Origin of the sequence: Chitinophaga sp. CF418 (assembly GCF_900142925.1) — a bacterium.
Lineage (GTDB): Bacteria > Bacteroidota > Bacteroidia > Chitinophagales > Chitinophagaceae > Chitinophaga.
The window spans coordinates 154,570-168,852 of sequence record NZ_FRCN01000005.1 but is presented as its reverse complement, the minus strand read 5'-3'; the positions used below and the strand labels follow the sequence as shown (position 1 = coordinate 168,852).

The 14,283-nt window shown below is 43.6% G+C and carries 13 protein-coding genes; 7 read left to right on the top strand and 6 right to left on the bottom strand.

Annotation, left to right across the window (positions count from 1 at the left end):
- Window positions 1–271: 271 nt before the first annotated feature.
- Window positions 272–1,948 carry a hypothetical protein gene (locus F3I09_RS13020; protein ID WP_149695464.1) on the top strand — a complete coding sequence of 559 codons (1,677 nt, stop codon included), beginning with the start codon at window positions 272–274 and terminating at the stop codon, window positions 1,946–1,948.
- 59 nt (window positions 1,949–2,007) lie between these two features.
- On the top strand, window positions 2,008–2,298 hold the full coding sequence (locus F3I09_RS13015) for a hypothetical protein (protein ID WP_149695463.1): 291 nt from the start codon (window positions 2,008–2,010) through the stop codon (window positions 2,296–2,298).
- Window positions 2,299–2,424: 126 nt separating this feature from the next.
- Here F3I09_RS13015 and F3I09_RS13010 read toward each other — a convergent pair whose 3' ends face one another.
- Window positions 2,425–3,909: a PLP-dependent aminotransferase family protein gene (locus tag F3I09_RS13010; RefSeq protein WP_149695462.1), complete on the bottom strand. Its 1,485-nt coding sequence runs from the start codon at window positions 3,907–3,909 to the stop codon at window positions 2,425–2,427.
- 72 nt (window positions 3,910–3,981) lie between these two features.
- On the opposite strand from F3I09_RS13010, the gene F3I09_RS13005 reads away from it, so the two are divergent.
- The 3 genes from F3I09_RS13005 to msrA all read left to right on the top strand — a co-directional run bounded on the left by F3I09_RS13005 (window position 3,982) and on the right by msrA (window position 5,768).
- Window positions 3,982–4,587, top strand: coding sequence for an FMN-binding negative transcriptional regulator (locus F3I09_RS13005; RefSeq protein WP_149695461.1), 606 nt, complete (start codon window positions 3,982–3,984; stop codon window positions 4,585–4,587).
- 20 nt (window positions 4,588–4,607) lie between these two features.
- On the top strand, window positions 4,608–5,132 hold the full coding sequence (locus F3I09_RS13000; protein WP_149695460.1) for a GNAT family N-acetyltransferase: 525 nt from the start codon (window positions 4,608–4,610) through the stop codon (window positions 5,130–5,132).
- Window positions 5,133–5,261: 129 nt separating this feature from the next.
- The gene (gene msrA / locus F3I09_RS12995; RefSeq protein WP_149695459.1) at window positions 5,262–5,768 is read left to right on the top strand and encodes a peptide-methionine (S)-S-oxide reductase MsrA; all 507 of its coding nucleotides are present in this window, start codon (window positions 5,262–5,264) and stop codon (window positions 5,766–5,768) included.
- A 150-nt stretch (window positions 5,769–5,918) separates the two neighbouring features.
- Here msrA and F3I09_RS12990 read toward each other — a convergent pair whose 3' ends face one another.
- Window positions 5,919–6,731, bottom strand: a complete 813-nt coding sequence (locus tag F3I09_RS12990; RefSeq protein ID WP_149695458.1) for a hypothetical protein — start codon at window positions 6,729–6,731, stop codon at window positions 5,919–5,921.
- Window positions 6,732–7,029: 298 nt separating this feature from the next.
- Here F3I09_RS12990 and F3I09_RS12985 point away from each other — a divergent pair, with 298 nt between their 5' ends.
- A complete protein-coding gene (locus tag F3I09_RS12985; protein WP_149695457.1) occupies window positions 7,030–7,605 on the top strand; it encodes a hypothetical protein in 576 nt (191 codons plus the stop codon).
- Window positions 7,606–7,842: 237 nt separating this feature from the next.
- On the opposite strand, the gene F3I09_RS12980 is transcribed toward F3I09_RS12985, so the two are convergent.
- Both F3I09_RS12980 and F3I09_RS12975 read right to left on the bottom strand, forming a co-directional pair.
- The gene (locus tag F3I09_RS12980) at window positions 7,843–8,775 is read right to left on the bottom strand and encodes an alpha/beta fold hydrolase (RefSeq protein WP_149695709.1); all 933 of its coding nucleotides are present in this window, start codon (window positions 8,773–8,775) and stop codon (window positions 7,843–7,845) included.
- A gap of 166 nt (window positions 8,776–8,941) precedes the next feature.
- Entirely contained in the window at window positions 8,942–9,826 is an 885-nt protein-coding gene (locus F3I09_RS12975) for an AraC family transcriptional regulator (RefSeq protein WP_149695456.1), read from the bottom strand.
- Window positions 9,827–10,720: 894 nt separating this feature from the next.
- On the opposite strand from F3I09_RS12975, the gene F3I09_RS12970 reads away from it, so the two are divergent.
- The gene (locus F3I09_RS12970) at window positions 10,721–12,271 is read left to right on the top strand and encodes a sulfatase-like hydrolase/transferase (protein ID WP_149695455.1); all 1,551 of its coding nucleotides are present in this window, start codon (window positions 10,721–10,723) and stop codon (window positions 12,269–12,271) included.
- A gap of 158 nt (window positions 12,272–12,429) precedes the next feature.
- Here the strand turns inward: F3I09_RS12970 and F3I09_RS12965 are convergent, their stop codons facing one another.
- Together F3I09_RS12965 and F3I09_RS12960 are read right to left on the bottom strand one after the other, a co-directional pair.
- Complete coding sequence (locus tag F3I09_RS12965) at window positions 12,430–13,275, bottom strand: nuclear transport factor 2 family protein (protein WP_188133792.1); 846 nt, start codon at window positions 13,273–13,275, stop codon at window positions 12,430–12,432.
- Window positions 13,276–13,371: 96 nt separating this feature from the next.
- The gene (locus tag F3I09_RS12960) at window positions 13,372–14,070 is read right to left on the bottom strand and encodes an AraC family transcriptional regulator (RefSeq protein WP_188133791.1); all 699 of its coding nucleotides are present in this window, start codon (window positions 14,068–14,070) and stop codon (window positions 13,372–13,374) included.
- Window positions 14,071–14,283: the final 213 nt, after the last annotated feature.

Here is a 14,283-nt window from a genome sequence, read left to right as displayed (position 1 = left end):
TTTACAATCAGTAATTTGGTTTAAGTGGCATAAAATGATTCATATCAGGATCAATTTCTGAGACCATAATATAACGTGAACGAAAATTTAACAAAGTGTCAATCGGAATGGAGATGGGTTCACAATAAGGATATATCAGGTTAAATATACAAAAAAACGATGTAATAAGGCTAAGTATACGTGGTAACAGCTATCTGCATATGTCATAAAATTATTCGTATATTAGAACCTGTAATCAGGGCTATCCTTAATAAAACCTGCCTCTTATACCATGGCAACAGAAAAAAGAAATTCCGGTGTTGTTACATCCTCTTCACGCGCAGTTGCCAACAGTGCCAATGCGACCGGAACATTCAGACCCGCGGTTCATGCATTTCAACGAAAGCCAATTGATAATAAGCAGGAAGGAAATACGCAAACGTCAGATTCAGGGCGAGGTATGGCTGCTGTGGCGCCTTTTCAACTGAAGTCAGGTAATGCGGGCGTTATCCAAAAGAAAGTATTGATAAATGGATTTCCGGCTGTAGCGCTGGGAGGGAAGAAAGCTATGGTAGGAAATACGGTAATGGATGCACCAGGTGCCGGCGAGAGCTGGATAAGCGATGGGTACGCGAGGAAATATGAATCTGTTGAAGAATTTGAAGCGCATGCAGGAGGGAAGGAAGTAGGCTTTGGTCTGGCGAAAAGACTGGGGCTATGGTATAGGTTAGAACCCCTTGAGAATAAGAAGTTTTTTGTTTTGGGAGAATTTCATAACGGGTTCGGCTACAGGGAATTAATGAATGAGAGTAACCAAAAAGGTAAGGTGCTGGGAGAAGGAGGTTCGAATACCTTGATGACGGCAACACCCACCAGCGCCCTGGAAAAAAATGAAGCTGACGTAGCTTTGAAAGATGAAAGAGGTGAATCCCGGGAATATACCATGGAAAACACTGTTTCTAAGGCTTATTACGGTTTAACCCGTTTCAGGATCGCGGAAAAAAATAAGAGTAAGCCAGCCGTGGTTGATGATACAGAAAAGGAGGCCGGAGATGTTTGGCTGGCGAACTACCAGCATGCCGATAAAAAAGACAGAGACAAAGATGCAGGTCATATACCCTATTATAACAAGCTGGGGAAAAAAGTCTATGCACAGCATGGTACTGCCGCTGAAAACTATAATGTTGGGAATACAGGAAAGGGAGTGTTAACGAAATTTTGGAAAGCGATTGATGGCAAATCGGTAAGGAATGGTTATGAAGCGGATGCGTGGTTACCAACAAAGTATTTTATTCAGGAATATAAAACGGGACCCTGGGATGGTAAAGCAGAAGATCAGTATAATTTACTGCTGGGAGTCCTGGAGAAAGGTGCAATTGCAGAAACGAACCTGCTTGCGGGTAGCAATGGAGACCACGTAGCGCCCTTTTTGGACAAGGTCCAGGAAAGAACACTCCGCACAGGTAAAGCGGCTACGCATTCAGAAAAATCGTTTGCTCACAGGAATTTTGCGATGTATCACTCGGTGATTAAAGCATCCAGAGGTGGATTTGTCATGGCTGGGATGGGTGACTTTCATGCGCAAGACCTGAAAGAACCTTTGGAGAGGGCAGGCATAGAGGTGATAACATTGAACGAATTTCTGGCTTCTTCTAAGGATGCTATTACTCCTATGACGGAACAGGACAAGAAATTTGGAGAAAAAGAAAGCAGGCAGGACGATGCGAAAAGGGAATACCTGGAAGAGCTGGAGAATATCAGGAGGGAGAAGGAAGAGGAGAAAAAAGCAGCAACTTCAACTGCTGAAACAGCAGTGAATCCGACTTTTGGGGAAATTGAGAATGAGACGGTACCGGTTACCAGTAAGCTTTCTCTATACCTAAAGGCAGCGTTTGGGATAGTGCTGGCGGTTGGTACACCTATTGCGCTTAAAGTGCTGTATTCATACTATTACGGAACAACAGAATAGAAATCGATATACCCCTTTTTTTGTTAATCATTTTGTTAATCATTAAAACCCAATTTCACATGAAAGAAATGAAGGCCCTTTTGTCGATCTCACTATTTACCATGGTGTTACTGTTCAGTTCATTTGCTCCCAGGCAGGAGCAAAAGGTAAGTCCGGCTATTGTAAACTATGCCTGGTATAATCCGGCAGGCCAGTTCATAGCCTGGAGCACATTGGCAAATGCTGAAGTTGTAAGCGATGCCGATACCAATCCCACGAATGGAACTTTAGTACTGATAGGTTATACCGATGGAGGTCCGGGATTGCCACCTTCAGGTACGCTGGTATACCGGCTGTACACACATCCCTAGGTAATGAAGAGAGGATGTATTAAAAAAAAGCGAACATCCTTAGGATCGCTTAAATGACTACAAGTACCAAATAAAAAGAGGCTGCTCAAGAACTTTTGACAGCCTCTTTTTATTTTATACAGCGCGCTATTTTTTCAGCAGCTGTTTCAATATTCCTACGCCTTTTTCCAGTTCTTCTTTGGAAGAAGAAGCAAAACCAAGCCGGGCGGCATTTGCATTGAACGCCGGATATAGATGGTTCCTGCCGTTAGATATGTATAAGCCCTTTTTTAAAGCATCCTTTGCCAGCTTTTCCAGGTCAATTGAAGTTGCAAATTTTGTCCATACTGTCATTCCTCCTTCCGGAATATTAAAGCTGACGGCATGCTTTAATTCATTGCTCAATAAGTCACAGAAAAAATCCCGTCTTTCCTTGTATACAGGTAATGTTTTTCGAAGATAACGTTGCATGGTACCGTCATGTAATAGTTCTGCGATAGCATTGTCCAGAATATGATCGCCCTGTCTGTCCAGCAGGATGCGGACGCGGCTAAGGTGTTCAATCACATTCTGTGAAGCTGCCAGATAACCGATACGGAAAGCAGGAGAGAAGCTTTTACTGAAAGATCCGCAATAGATGACCATACCGTTTTCATCAGCGCTTGCCAGTGGCAATAAGGGACGGTGTTTATAGTGGAAGTCAAAGTCATAATCATCTTCAAAGATGATGAACCCATATTCACCTGCCAGTCGTAATAATTCCAGTCTTCTGTCAATCCGTAATGAAACGGTGGTAGGATAATGATGGTGCGGAGTAACATATACCATCCTTACTTTCTTCCGGCGACAGATCTTCTTTAATTCGTCTACTACCAGGCCATGTTCATCTACCGGAATACCGATATGTTTGGCGCCGGCATGCATGAAGTTCTGCTCTGCCCTTCGCCATCCGGGAATACCTGACACAATGATATCGCCAGGATTGATCAGTCCATTGCAAACCAGGTTAATGCCCATTACGGTTCCTTTTACTGAAAGAATGTTATGAGCAGTAGTTCTTAACCCCCGTGTTTCATTGAGATATTTTGATATGGCATCCCTGTAAAATTCTGAGCCATCTGGCTGACCGTATTTGCCAAACTTGTTGTATAAGCCGCTTCTGGTCAACTGGCTGCGATACGCCCGGTATAATTCTTTTAAAGGGGCCAGTTTAGGATCCGGAAATCCATCATCAAAATGTAGTTCGCTGTTGATAATAGATGGCATCACTTCCAGGTACTTCATGCCTGGAATAACAAAGCCTGCTGTCTGGGAAGTGTTGTTTTTCGGTGCATTCCGTAAGGTCCTGGGAGCAGACTCCGGTATATGTGAGGTAACGAATGTACCGCGGCCTACAGCGCTTTCCAGCCATCCCTGCATCTGCAGTTCTTCAAATGCCTTGGATACGGTGATCCGGTTAATATGCAGTTGGTCTGCCACATCCCGTGAGCTGGGCAATTTAACGCCAGGGCGGAGTGTCCCCTTTTTGATAAGGGACAAAATAGCATCTGCCAGCTGGAGATACACAGCTCTTTCTGCTGCGTGCTCAAGATGGATATCGTGAAAAACCCGGGTTAAAATTGGACTATCCATTTTATTGAGATTGGACTACAAATATAATCCAATCTGAAGATACATTTGTATCAGTTAAAAGACAATCCGGTTATGTACGTTCCTCAGTCATTTCAGTTCAAGGACAATAAAGAAATGATAGACTTTATGAAGCAATACAGCTTTGCTACTATCATTACCACAGGAGATAATATCCCCCTTGCCAGCCATCTGCCATTCTTTATCAATGAAGATGCAGGTAAGCTGGTACTGACTGCTCATTTTGCAGCTGTTAACCCGCAAACGAAATACATTGAAGCCAATACTTCGCTGGTCATATTCTCCGAGCCACATGCCTATATTTCGCCCACACACTATGATAAACATGAAAGTGTGCCCACCTGGGATTATATCAGTGTACATGCTTACGGAAAAGCAAAGATCCTGGAGGATGAGGCTTCCAAAGCGCGGATACTGGAGCATATGATCACTTTTTATGAACCGGATTATCTTGAACAATGGCAGGGGCTTTCCGAAAAATATAAAACAGGTATGATGCGGGGGATTGTCGCTTTTGAACTGGAAGTAACAGATCTGCAGGGACAGAAGAAGTTAAGCCAGAATAAGACCGGCGCTGAACGGGAGCGGATTATCAGGCAGCTGGAGAAAAGTGATAATGGCGTTGAAAGAGACCTGGCGAATTATATTAAAGAATTGTAAGAGCCAATAAAAAGTAAAATATGACATTCGATATTCAGCCTATACTGGAAAATGAACAGGCAATCCTTTATCCTTTGCGTGAAGAGGATTTTGATGACCTCTATGCTGTAGCTTCAGACCCGAAAATATGGGAACAGCATCCCAATAAGGAACGATGGAAAGAAGAGGTATTCCGCACATTTTTTGATGGCGCTATACAAAGTAAGGGCGCATTTAAGATCGTAGATAAAGCAACAGGACATATTGCAGGAAGCACCCGTTTTTATGAGTATAATGCGGAGGAAAACAGCATATGCATCGGGTATACTTTTTACGCCACAGCGTATTGGGGGAAAGGGTTCAATCATTCCGTCAAGAGAATGATGCTGGACTATATTTTTCAGTTCGTCTCACAGGTGTATTTCCATATTGGGGTTAATAATATCCGTTCCCAGGTATCCATTGGTCGTCTCGGTGCAGAGAAGGTTGGTGAGATGGAAGTGGCTTATTTCGGGGAAACGTCTAAGCAGAATTTTTTATATAAGATGAGTAAGGAGGGGTATTAAGGCTTGTTGCCAGACATTGGGGGGCTTGACATCCTGACAGAATAGTCTCCATTTACATCTTTATCTGCTAAAATGACTGCCGTTTTATCCCTGGCATAAAAGTGGGGCTTAAAGGCTAAAATATGTTATATGTCAACACAGACTGCCATACTCGCGGGAGGTTGCTTTTGGGGCGTAGAGGAGCTCATCCGTGCGCTTCCTGGTGTAAAGAAGACTGTTGTCGGTTATACCGGCGGCGACGTCCGTAACGCCACTTATCGTAACCATGGAACACATGCAGAAGGCATCAAGATAGAATTTGACCCGAATGAGCTTTCTTATCGCAAGCTGCTTGAGTTCTTTTTCCAGATACATGATCCTACCACCCGTAACCGGCAGGGGAATGATATAGGTACTTCTTATCGCTCAGCTATCTTTTACCTGGATGAAGAGCAGCAAAACACGGCCGTTGAACTGGTGAAGGAACTGACTGCAGCGGGGATCTATCGTAACCCGATCGTTACCGAGGTAGTACCGGCATCAGATTTCTGGGATGCAGAGGAAGAACATCAGGATTATCTGCAGAAACATCCTTTTGGTTATACCTGCCATTTTATCCGGCCGGACTGGAAGTTAGCCGAGGCGGAAGGGAAATAGTTTAGTGATAGTTATTCAGGTGATGATGCCACAGGAAGGTTATCAGTGAGGAGCATAGTGAGGAAAATCCTGTGGTGATTTAATGGCTTAAAAAAAATCAGGTGTTTTCTCGCAAAGAGGAAACACCTGATATACTGATATAATTACCATTTATTTTTTGATATAACGATACTTGTAAGAATCCTCATATGTGTTCACTACTGCACCGTCCCGTGTTTCTTTCTCCACTTCTTTTCTTGTAACAGGGTATCCGTCTTCGTCGTAAGTGTATTCATCAGTTGTAGTTAAAACATAACCGGCAATCGTGTTGATTGTATGTACAGATTTAACGACATTGTTGACAGATAATCCGAAAGTAGGATTGTCAGCTTCCAGCAGGAAAAACTCCGGTTGTCTGGATGCGAAGTTCACTTTGTCATCATAGGTGTAGTCAGTGAAAGAGGTATCTTTTGATTCAACACCACCAGGCATAGAAACCCTTACTTCTTTGATAATATTTCCCTTACTGTCCCAGGTATAGGCATATTTAGCCTGTATTTGGTAGCCATTGATGACAGAAGTAAGTTCATAGAAACCAGTCAGACGACCATTAGCATCGTAAGCCAGACTGTCATAGTGCGACCTGGAACCGCTAGAAATATAGTTGTTTACCCTCAATAGGTTACCTGCGCTGTTGTAGTCAAAAGTCTGGCCCAGTTCCATTGCACCGCCATTACGGCTGCCGCTCTTCTTCGTAAGTTTACCATTTTCATAAGTCAACTCTGAAATTTCAGTTGAACTAGCATAGGCCCCTATTTTTTTCATGTTGTAGGCAGCATCGTATGTTATCTCCACGCTGTCTTCAGCAGAAACGATGTGTAGCAGATATTTTTTTGCAGGTGTTTGAGGTGTATTGTCATCATCCTTGCTGCAGGCAGCAAACAATACCACAAGTGCGGCGGCACTTAAGAACAGTTTTTTCATAGGTTTTGAGTATATATTCTGATTTAAATGTTATAGGTCAATGTATTGTAACGGGTTATGTTAACGGAAACGGTTAAACATTCTCATAAATCCGGCGCAAATATATAGTATTTTAATTATTTATAATGCGTCAAATAAAAACTCTTTTGTAAAATATTATAAAAGAGCCGGCGTTAATGAAGTACGCTGGTACCCTTATCTGAGAGGCCCAGAGCAATGATGGGCCAGGGACAGGCATTGAAAGGCTCCAACAGGGGCGAACAGTATATTTTATAAATTCTTTATTTTCAGCAAAAAAATGATCTTCCGTCGCATCTTAACGCTCGCTACCGTTTTATTATTCGCTGCCAACAGTTTCGCGCAGACGCTGCCGGTGGTAGATGTTTCCATGAGCCTGCTCAACTGGACCAAGCACCTCGATGCCGATGTAGACAAATACTTCACTAAGGAAAAAGGAGCGGAGCTTAGCCGCAGCTTTGAAGCGCTCAAAAGGGACCTCACCACTTACATGAAGACAAGGAAAAATCTCTCTGACAATATCTTTCGCAATAACATCGCTCCCGGTAAGAAGGACCCCGAAAACCTGGAGGTGCTGAAGACGCAGATGGGTGAGGTGATCCGGCAAATGCGCAATGTTACAGACCTCACCAATAATGAGTTACGGGCGGAAGGGGACCGCCTGAACGACAAGATCTTTAATGTGCTGAACAGTGAGGGCACCCAGTTCCTGTCGAATCTTGAGGCTTTCCTGGCGGGTCTGGATGTAAGTAAGAGGGACTTAGCCCTGGATGCAAGTGTGGCGTATGACCGTCTGCAGCAATCTATTAGCCTTCTTGCGTCTACCGGAGATAAGATCAGCCGGAAGATGAAATAGTGTTTGAACAAACTATTGAGGTATATAAACACTTAGCAAAAGGGGCGCGTTGTAAGATTGTAATTAAAGTTTCATAAGATAGCAATAATGTATTTGCAGGCAGCTGGTGGTGTTCCCACCAGCTGTTTGTATTTCAATGGGGACTGCTGACAAAGGATTTCGTGCTGCCTGTGCTGTTCGCCTGTTTAATAGCGACACCAGTGGCCTATTATTTCCTGGAATAGCAGTCGTAGCCGCTCATTTATCTTCAACCCTGCCTATCGGATTCGCGCTTTCCATTAACGCTGCACCCGCTATTGACCAGGCGGCGTCTTCGGGATAGAGCTGACTGCGGAGATAGGCCCAGGTGAGTCGCTGTACTGCTGCAACACGTGCAGGGTTTTCATCCGAAGTTTCCGTTACCAGATATCCGGAAATTCCGCCGAGCAGATGTTCGCCTCCAAATAGTGTAAGCAGTGATTTGGGCCCTGTACTCAGCGTGTATGCATCAGTGAACCACTCCGGCCCGCGAACAGTGAGGAAGGAATCATCCTTGTCGCCCCAAACCACAAGTGTAGGAGTAGTCATCTCTACGTAACCCGGATTCATAAACGGAAAATGCTCTGCCGCAAACGGACTAAGATCCGCGCCACCCCGGCCAGCTGCACAAAGCAGTATGCCCGCCTTGATCCGCGGGTCGGACATATCTTCTCCCAGCTTGCCATCAGGACCGATAATCCGCGCACCCAACAGCATACCTGTTGTTTGAGCGCCAAAGGAATGACCGACTGCTGCAATGCGACTCTGATCAACGCGTCCTTTAAGTCCGGGGATAGCGTCTAAAAAGATGTCTAGATGGTCGAGGATGCACTTCATGTCTTCCACGCGGAACCGCCAGATCGAAGGTGTACGGGGATCTTCCGGACTAAGGCCGAGTGTTCTTGAGTCAAGAAAGGTAGGCTGTATCACCACGAAGCCGTGAGCTGTCCAGAAATTGACGAGCGGAGCGTAGCCGTCCAATGAAGAACCGTAGCCATGCGCGAAGACTATAATCGGTAACTGAGTTCCGGCCAGGGGGGCAGAAATCCGCACCTGCAGATCCACGCCACGTCCGGGCACAGACAGCACAACCGGGCTTACAGAGATAACCTGCGCTGGCGCGCTGAGGGGTCCATTTCCACCTAGAGCCATTGCTGGTGTTTCTAATCCATTTGATACTCCTTTTTCCATGATGCTTGTATTATAAAGTTTAATGTAAATCAGCCCTGATGGCTGATCGCTTCATTGATTTATGAATACAAAGCTCCGCTTAAGTGATGGTCAATTTTAAAGAGAATCAAACGAAAAATTATGATTTTCATACTTTTCCCTTATTCTTTCTGAAAGAGTTGGGAGTGATGCCACTTACACGTTTGAAATAGTTGTTAAAGTAGCTGGGGTATTCAAAACCCAGGGCATAAGCAATGTCGGCTATGCTCCAGTTGGTATGCTGTAAAAGTGCTTTTGCTTCAGTGGCGATGCGCTCAGCGATATGTACAGATATGGGTTTGCCTGTAATTTCCTTTACTGAGCGATTGAGATAGTTTACGTGAACGGCCAGACTTTCAGCAAAGTCCTGGGCAGTTCTCAGCCTGAGTGGATCTGCTGCAGTTTCTACCGGGAATTGTTTTTCCAGTAATTCCGTAAATAAACAGGTGATCCTCGCAGCAGCGTTTCTTTGTTTCAGGCCATGTTGCGGCTGGATTCTTAAAGCTTCGTGAATGATGAGGTCTATGCAGCTTCGGAGCATTTCGTCTTTCCGCTCATAATCACCGCTGTATACAGATAACATCCTTTGATAAAGCCCTTCAATAAACGCTGCCTGTTCGCTGCTTACCGGAATCACAGGGATGCCATCGATACGGAATATGGAGGCGTTCAGCAAACTTTCTTTCCGTTCCCTGCTGCCGATAAAGTCTTCAGTAAACAGACAGGCATAACCTTTTTGTTCAGGAGAACGGTGCTCAGTGGAATAGGGTATATGTGGATTACCAAAAAACAGGAAGGTATCGTTTATGTCGATTGTTTTATCACCATAACAGATGTTCATATCGCCGGTAGCCAGTACTATTTTATAAAAGTCCTTCCTGCCGAAGGAAAGTGAAGAATAGGCAGGCCCTGTGATCTCATGGACTTTAAAACCCTTCAATTTTAACTCGGAAGCACTGAAAGCAGCAGCTGTGCATACAGAATTTCTGTTCATCTGACAAAATTAACAAAATCAAACCTATCGTTGCATTCGATTCCGATAGTCTTTCCTGTGAGGTAGAGATGGACTTGGCATGAATGAACTATAATGTTATTTTATGCCTCTCAGGTGATTTGAATAATAACAGGTTAAAAATGAATGCATTAGCTTGCGGTGGCATGTGTTTTGCGGCAGTTTTGATTGAAATACAAGGACTTCGGCAATTGTTCCTCGTTGCTTGCTGAGAAAATTAAATAATTGAATTAAATAGTTTTCCTATGTACAGTAAGATCAAACTTTTGGGGCATCCTATACATCCGGGGATTGCTGCATAAATTTCCTATCTTACGTACAGCCTTACGAAAAGGCAATGCTGCCAGGCGGAAGATCTGCGTCCTGGTTGATATCGATATCACTGAGTTAGCCAACATCCCTGTTATGAAAACGTTTACAAGACAAGTCCTTTTTTTGATACGCTTGATGCTCTCTGAAAACATGGAAGAAATACCTGTAGACAGCCTGCTACTATATCGCTTAAACGATAATCCGGAGTAGGATGAACAGTAAATTATGCAATATCTTTTTTGAACAAAAGGAAAACTATTTGGTTAGTAGAGTGGGGGCGTATATTTAATGCAGAGATCAAAGCATTCGGGAATACTATGAAATCTAAGAGAGAGACCGGGTCCTTCCCGGACAGGCGAATTTGAAATTATACCTGACGTCTTAATCTAATTTGATTTAATCCCTTAAGCCTGGAACAGGTTGAAATATAGTAGCGTCGTTAATATTCTTCATGCTAGATGTTTATAAGTTGGTTTTAGAAGTATTCAATTGTTCTCCCCACAATGAACAGCGCCACAAAATAGTTTTACGTTATTCCATTTCCTAATAAAAACACAATACACCATGGACTTCAAAAAAAAGTTAGCACAACTTGGCGAACAGCCAGACATCATCCTGATCATCACTGATGAACAGCGGGCCACACAACATTTTCCGCCGGGATGGGAGGAGCAGAATCTTCCAACGCTTACCTTCCTCAAAAAGAATGGTTTCAGTTTCGACAGGGCTTTCTGTAACACCTGTATGTGTTCACCCAGCCGGGCAACCTTATTTACCGGCATTTACCCGGCCAAGCATATGGTTTCCCAGACACTGACCATAGGAGGTCCTTTATCGCCTGCGGAACCAACCCTCAGTACATCTTTACCAAACATCATGAATGTACTCTGGAATGAAGGATATGATGTGCAGTATCGTGGTAAATGGCATATGAGTAAAGGTGTGGCCGGCAACGGTGCTGTGACCAATTATGACAACTTAACACCTGCGGACATTGCTTTATTCGGCGCCATGGGCTGGATGTCGCCAGACGCAGGTGAAGACGTGAATCCTTTAAACTTCGGCGGTGGATTTGCCAATCATGATGCCCGGTATGTGGCAGAAGCGATCAGATACCTGCAGGAGGTAAAAGCGAGAAGGGCGGCAGGCTATCACAAGCCTTATTGCCTGATCGTATCGCTGGTAAATCCGCATGATGTATTGGCTTATCCGAATACAGCGGGCACCTCAGGATATCATTCCGATTCCTGGTCCGGAAGAGAAATCGGGTTGCCCGATACTGTGAATGAGCATTTACTGGCCAATAAAAAACCAATGGCCCAGGAACAGATCTTAATAGGCATGGCTGGCTTGCTGGGGCCTTTGGCTACAACAGAGCAAAAGTTGAATTATATAAACTTTTATGGCTACCTGCTAAGCTGGGTCGACAAAGAGATCGGTTACCTGATCAAAGAACTGTATGCTAAAGATGCGAACGGAAAAAGCCTGGCTGATGCAGCTATCGTTACCTTTACATCAGATCATGGAGAAATGGGCCTGGCACATGGTGGGCTGCGTCAGAAGACCTTTGTAGCTTACGAAGAAGCATTGCGGATTCCATTGGTAATCTCCAATCCTGTTTTATTCTCAGGTAATCAGTCTCAGAACTCAATGGCACTGGCAACACTGGCAGATATCATGCCTACGTTCCTGGAGATCGCCAATGTCTCAAATCCGCCTACAGGACTTGCAGGCACCAGCCTGTTGCCTGTCATACAGGATGGCACGCCTGTACAGGACAGCATATTGTTTACCTACGATGATACGAAGGCCGGTTCCAACAGCCAATGGTCGGCAGTAAATGCAGCAAATCGTATCCGGTGTATTCGTACAGAGAAATGGAAGTTTAGTTATTATTTTGATGCAGCAGGCGCTTATTACAACCAGTTTGAGTTGTATGACCTGGTGAACGATCCATCTGAATATACTAACCTGGCATATGATCCTGCATACAGGGAAATTCGCGAGGACCTTGCAAAACAACTGCATCAGTTGGTAATAGATAAACTGAGGGTAAGGACTCCCCAGGAAACTGATCAAGTGCAGGAATCTCAGTTGGATAGTATTTCAGCGTAGGTTTAGTAAGTGTTTAAAACTGAAAGAGCTTTCGGATCTTTGGATTTGAAAGCTCTTTTGTTGTGCTTTTTATTGGGACAAGGGGACACTTTTTGAAACATGAAAGCCCACTCATTGAGCGGGCCTTCATCTATAATCATAAAAGAATTGGAATACTTTTAGAACTTGCCATTAGTGTTCTTCCATTGATCTTTTGCTGGTATTTCTTCAATGGTATCCCAGTGTTCTGCTATTTTACCATTCTCTACTCTGAAAAGGTCATAGAATGATGAATGCTTGCCACCAAGATGTCCTTCGCTTGCCACTAACACAAAATTACCTTCGCCAAGTACTTTATGAATTTTATCATATTTCATGGTAATACCCTGCTTTGCCATCTCGCTTAGCGCAGCCCCTAATCCTGAAAGCTGGTCAGGGATCAGCGGATTGTGCTGGATATAATTATCGCCATCGAAATATCCGGCAAGCTTTTCCATTTTACCATTTACAAGAATATCTTCAACAAAATTTTTAACCAACTGTTTGTTAGCCGCTGTCTTGTCTAAATCTTTTGCTTCTGTGGTGCCATCTGTCATCGTGTGCCCGCTTGGATTAGGTGTAGATGGTTTTTCCTGCAGGTTGTCCCAATGCTCTACAATTTTTCCATCCTCAAAACGGAAGATATCAAACCCGATCTTTGGACCGAAAAAGTTATAATCGGTGTGAGCAAACACATACTCGCCATCCTGGAAGACTCTTATAGTATTCACTTTAGCAGATTTTGGTGGCAATTGCTGCATTAGCTTTCCGAAACCTGCTAATCCATCCTCAGCACCCAGGTTATGCTGGATGTATTTATTGGGATTAATTACGGCAACAGGTTCACTTGCTCCTGTTTCAATAGCTTTTAAAAGTGCTATAACTTTTTCTTTCTTCTCCATATGGTTAGATTTTTTAGCATAAATAAATAGTGATGGTACTATCAGCGCTGTTGCCGCCAGATAAATGATCGCTTTAAATTTCATTTCAGTTTCATTTTGACACAACAAAGGTCTTTCAATTCCCAGGGGTGGAAAAGGTCAAAATCGGAATATGTATGATACTTTTGGGAACAGATGAGATTAATGACTTTCGCGAAACTCTATCGGGGTTTTCTCAGCGTGCTTTTTAAAGAACTTGATAAAGTTGGTAGGTTCTTCGAAACCAAGTTCATAGCCTATTTCTTTGATTGAGTAAAGCGTATGAACAAGGAGCCGTTTGGCTTCAAGCATTACACGTTCATCTATCAATTCCTTAGGTGTTTTGCCAAGTGTTTTTGTAGTGGCATTTGTAAGGCGTTTTTCGGAGACGTTTATTTGACTGGCATATCCGCGAACAGACCGCAGACTTTTATATTGACTATTCAGAAGATCTCTGAATAATGTGGTATAATCAAGATCAGCCCCTTTTTTTATTTCATAATGCCCCAGGCGTCTATACTCACGTTCGCAACGCAACAGAAGGGTATGAAGGAGGTTCCGGAGAATGTCATAGGTATGACCATCTTCTTTCTCAACAAGCTCTTCTTCGATTTCGGTGAAACACTCAATGATGGGATTTGACCTTGCAGATACTTTGAAAGTGGCAGTATCGAGAAAATCATTGAACAGAATGGAATTCCTGATAAACAGGAGATCATCGTTCGATTTGGCAAAAAAATCATCTGTGAATAACAATACCTTTCCTGTGACCTTCTGAATTTTCTGAAAGGTTTGTACCTGGTGCTTGTTTACAAAAAGCAAGGTATTATTCAGGTTACGGATGGGCTTGAAATCGACCACGTGTACCTGAGGTGCCTGTTGAAACCAGAAGATGTGATAAAAATCAGCTCGATGAGGCTGACTAAGGATATCCCGATACTCGGTATATAATTTCTTTAACGGCAGGACCTCTATCTCGTGCCGAAATCCAGCTTTAAATCTATAGGACTTTATATCCGTTGCCATAATGACTAAAAGGTACCAATGTTTCGTAAATTAATCTTATTTAAATCA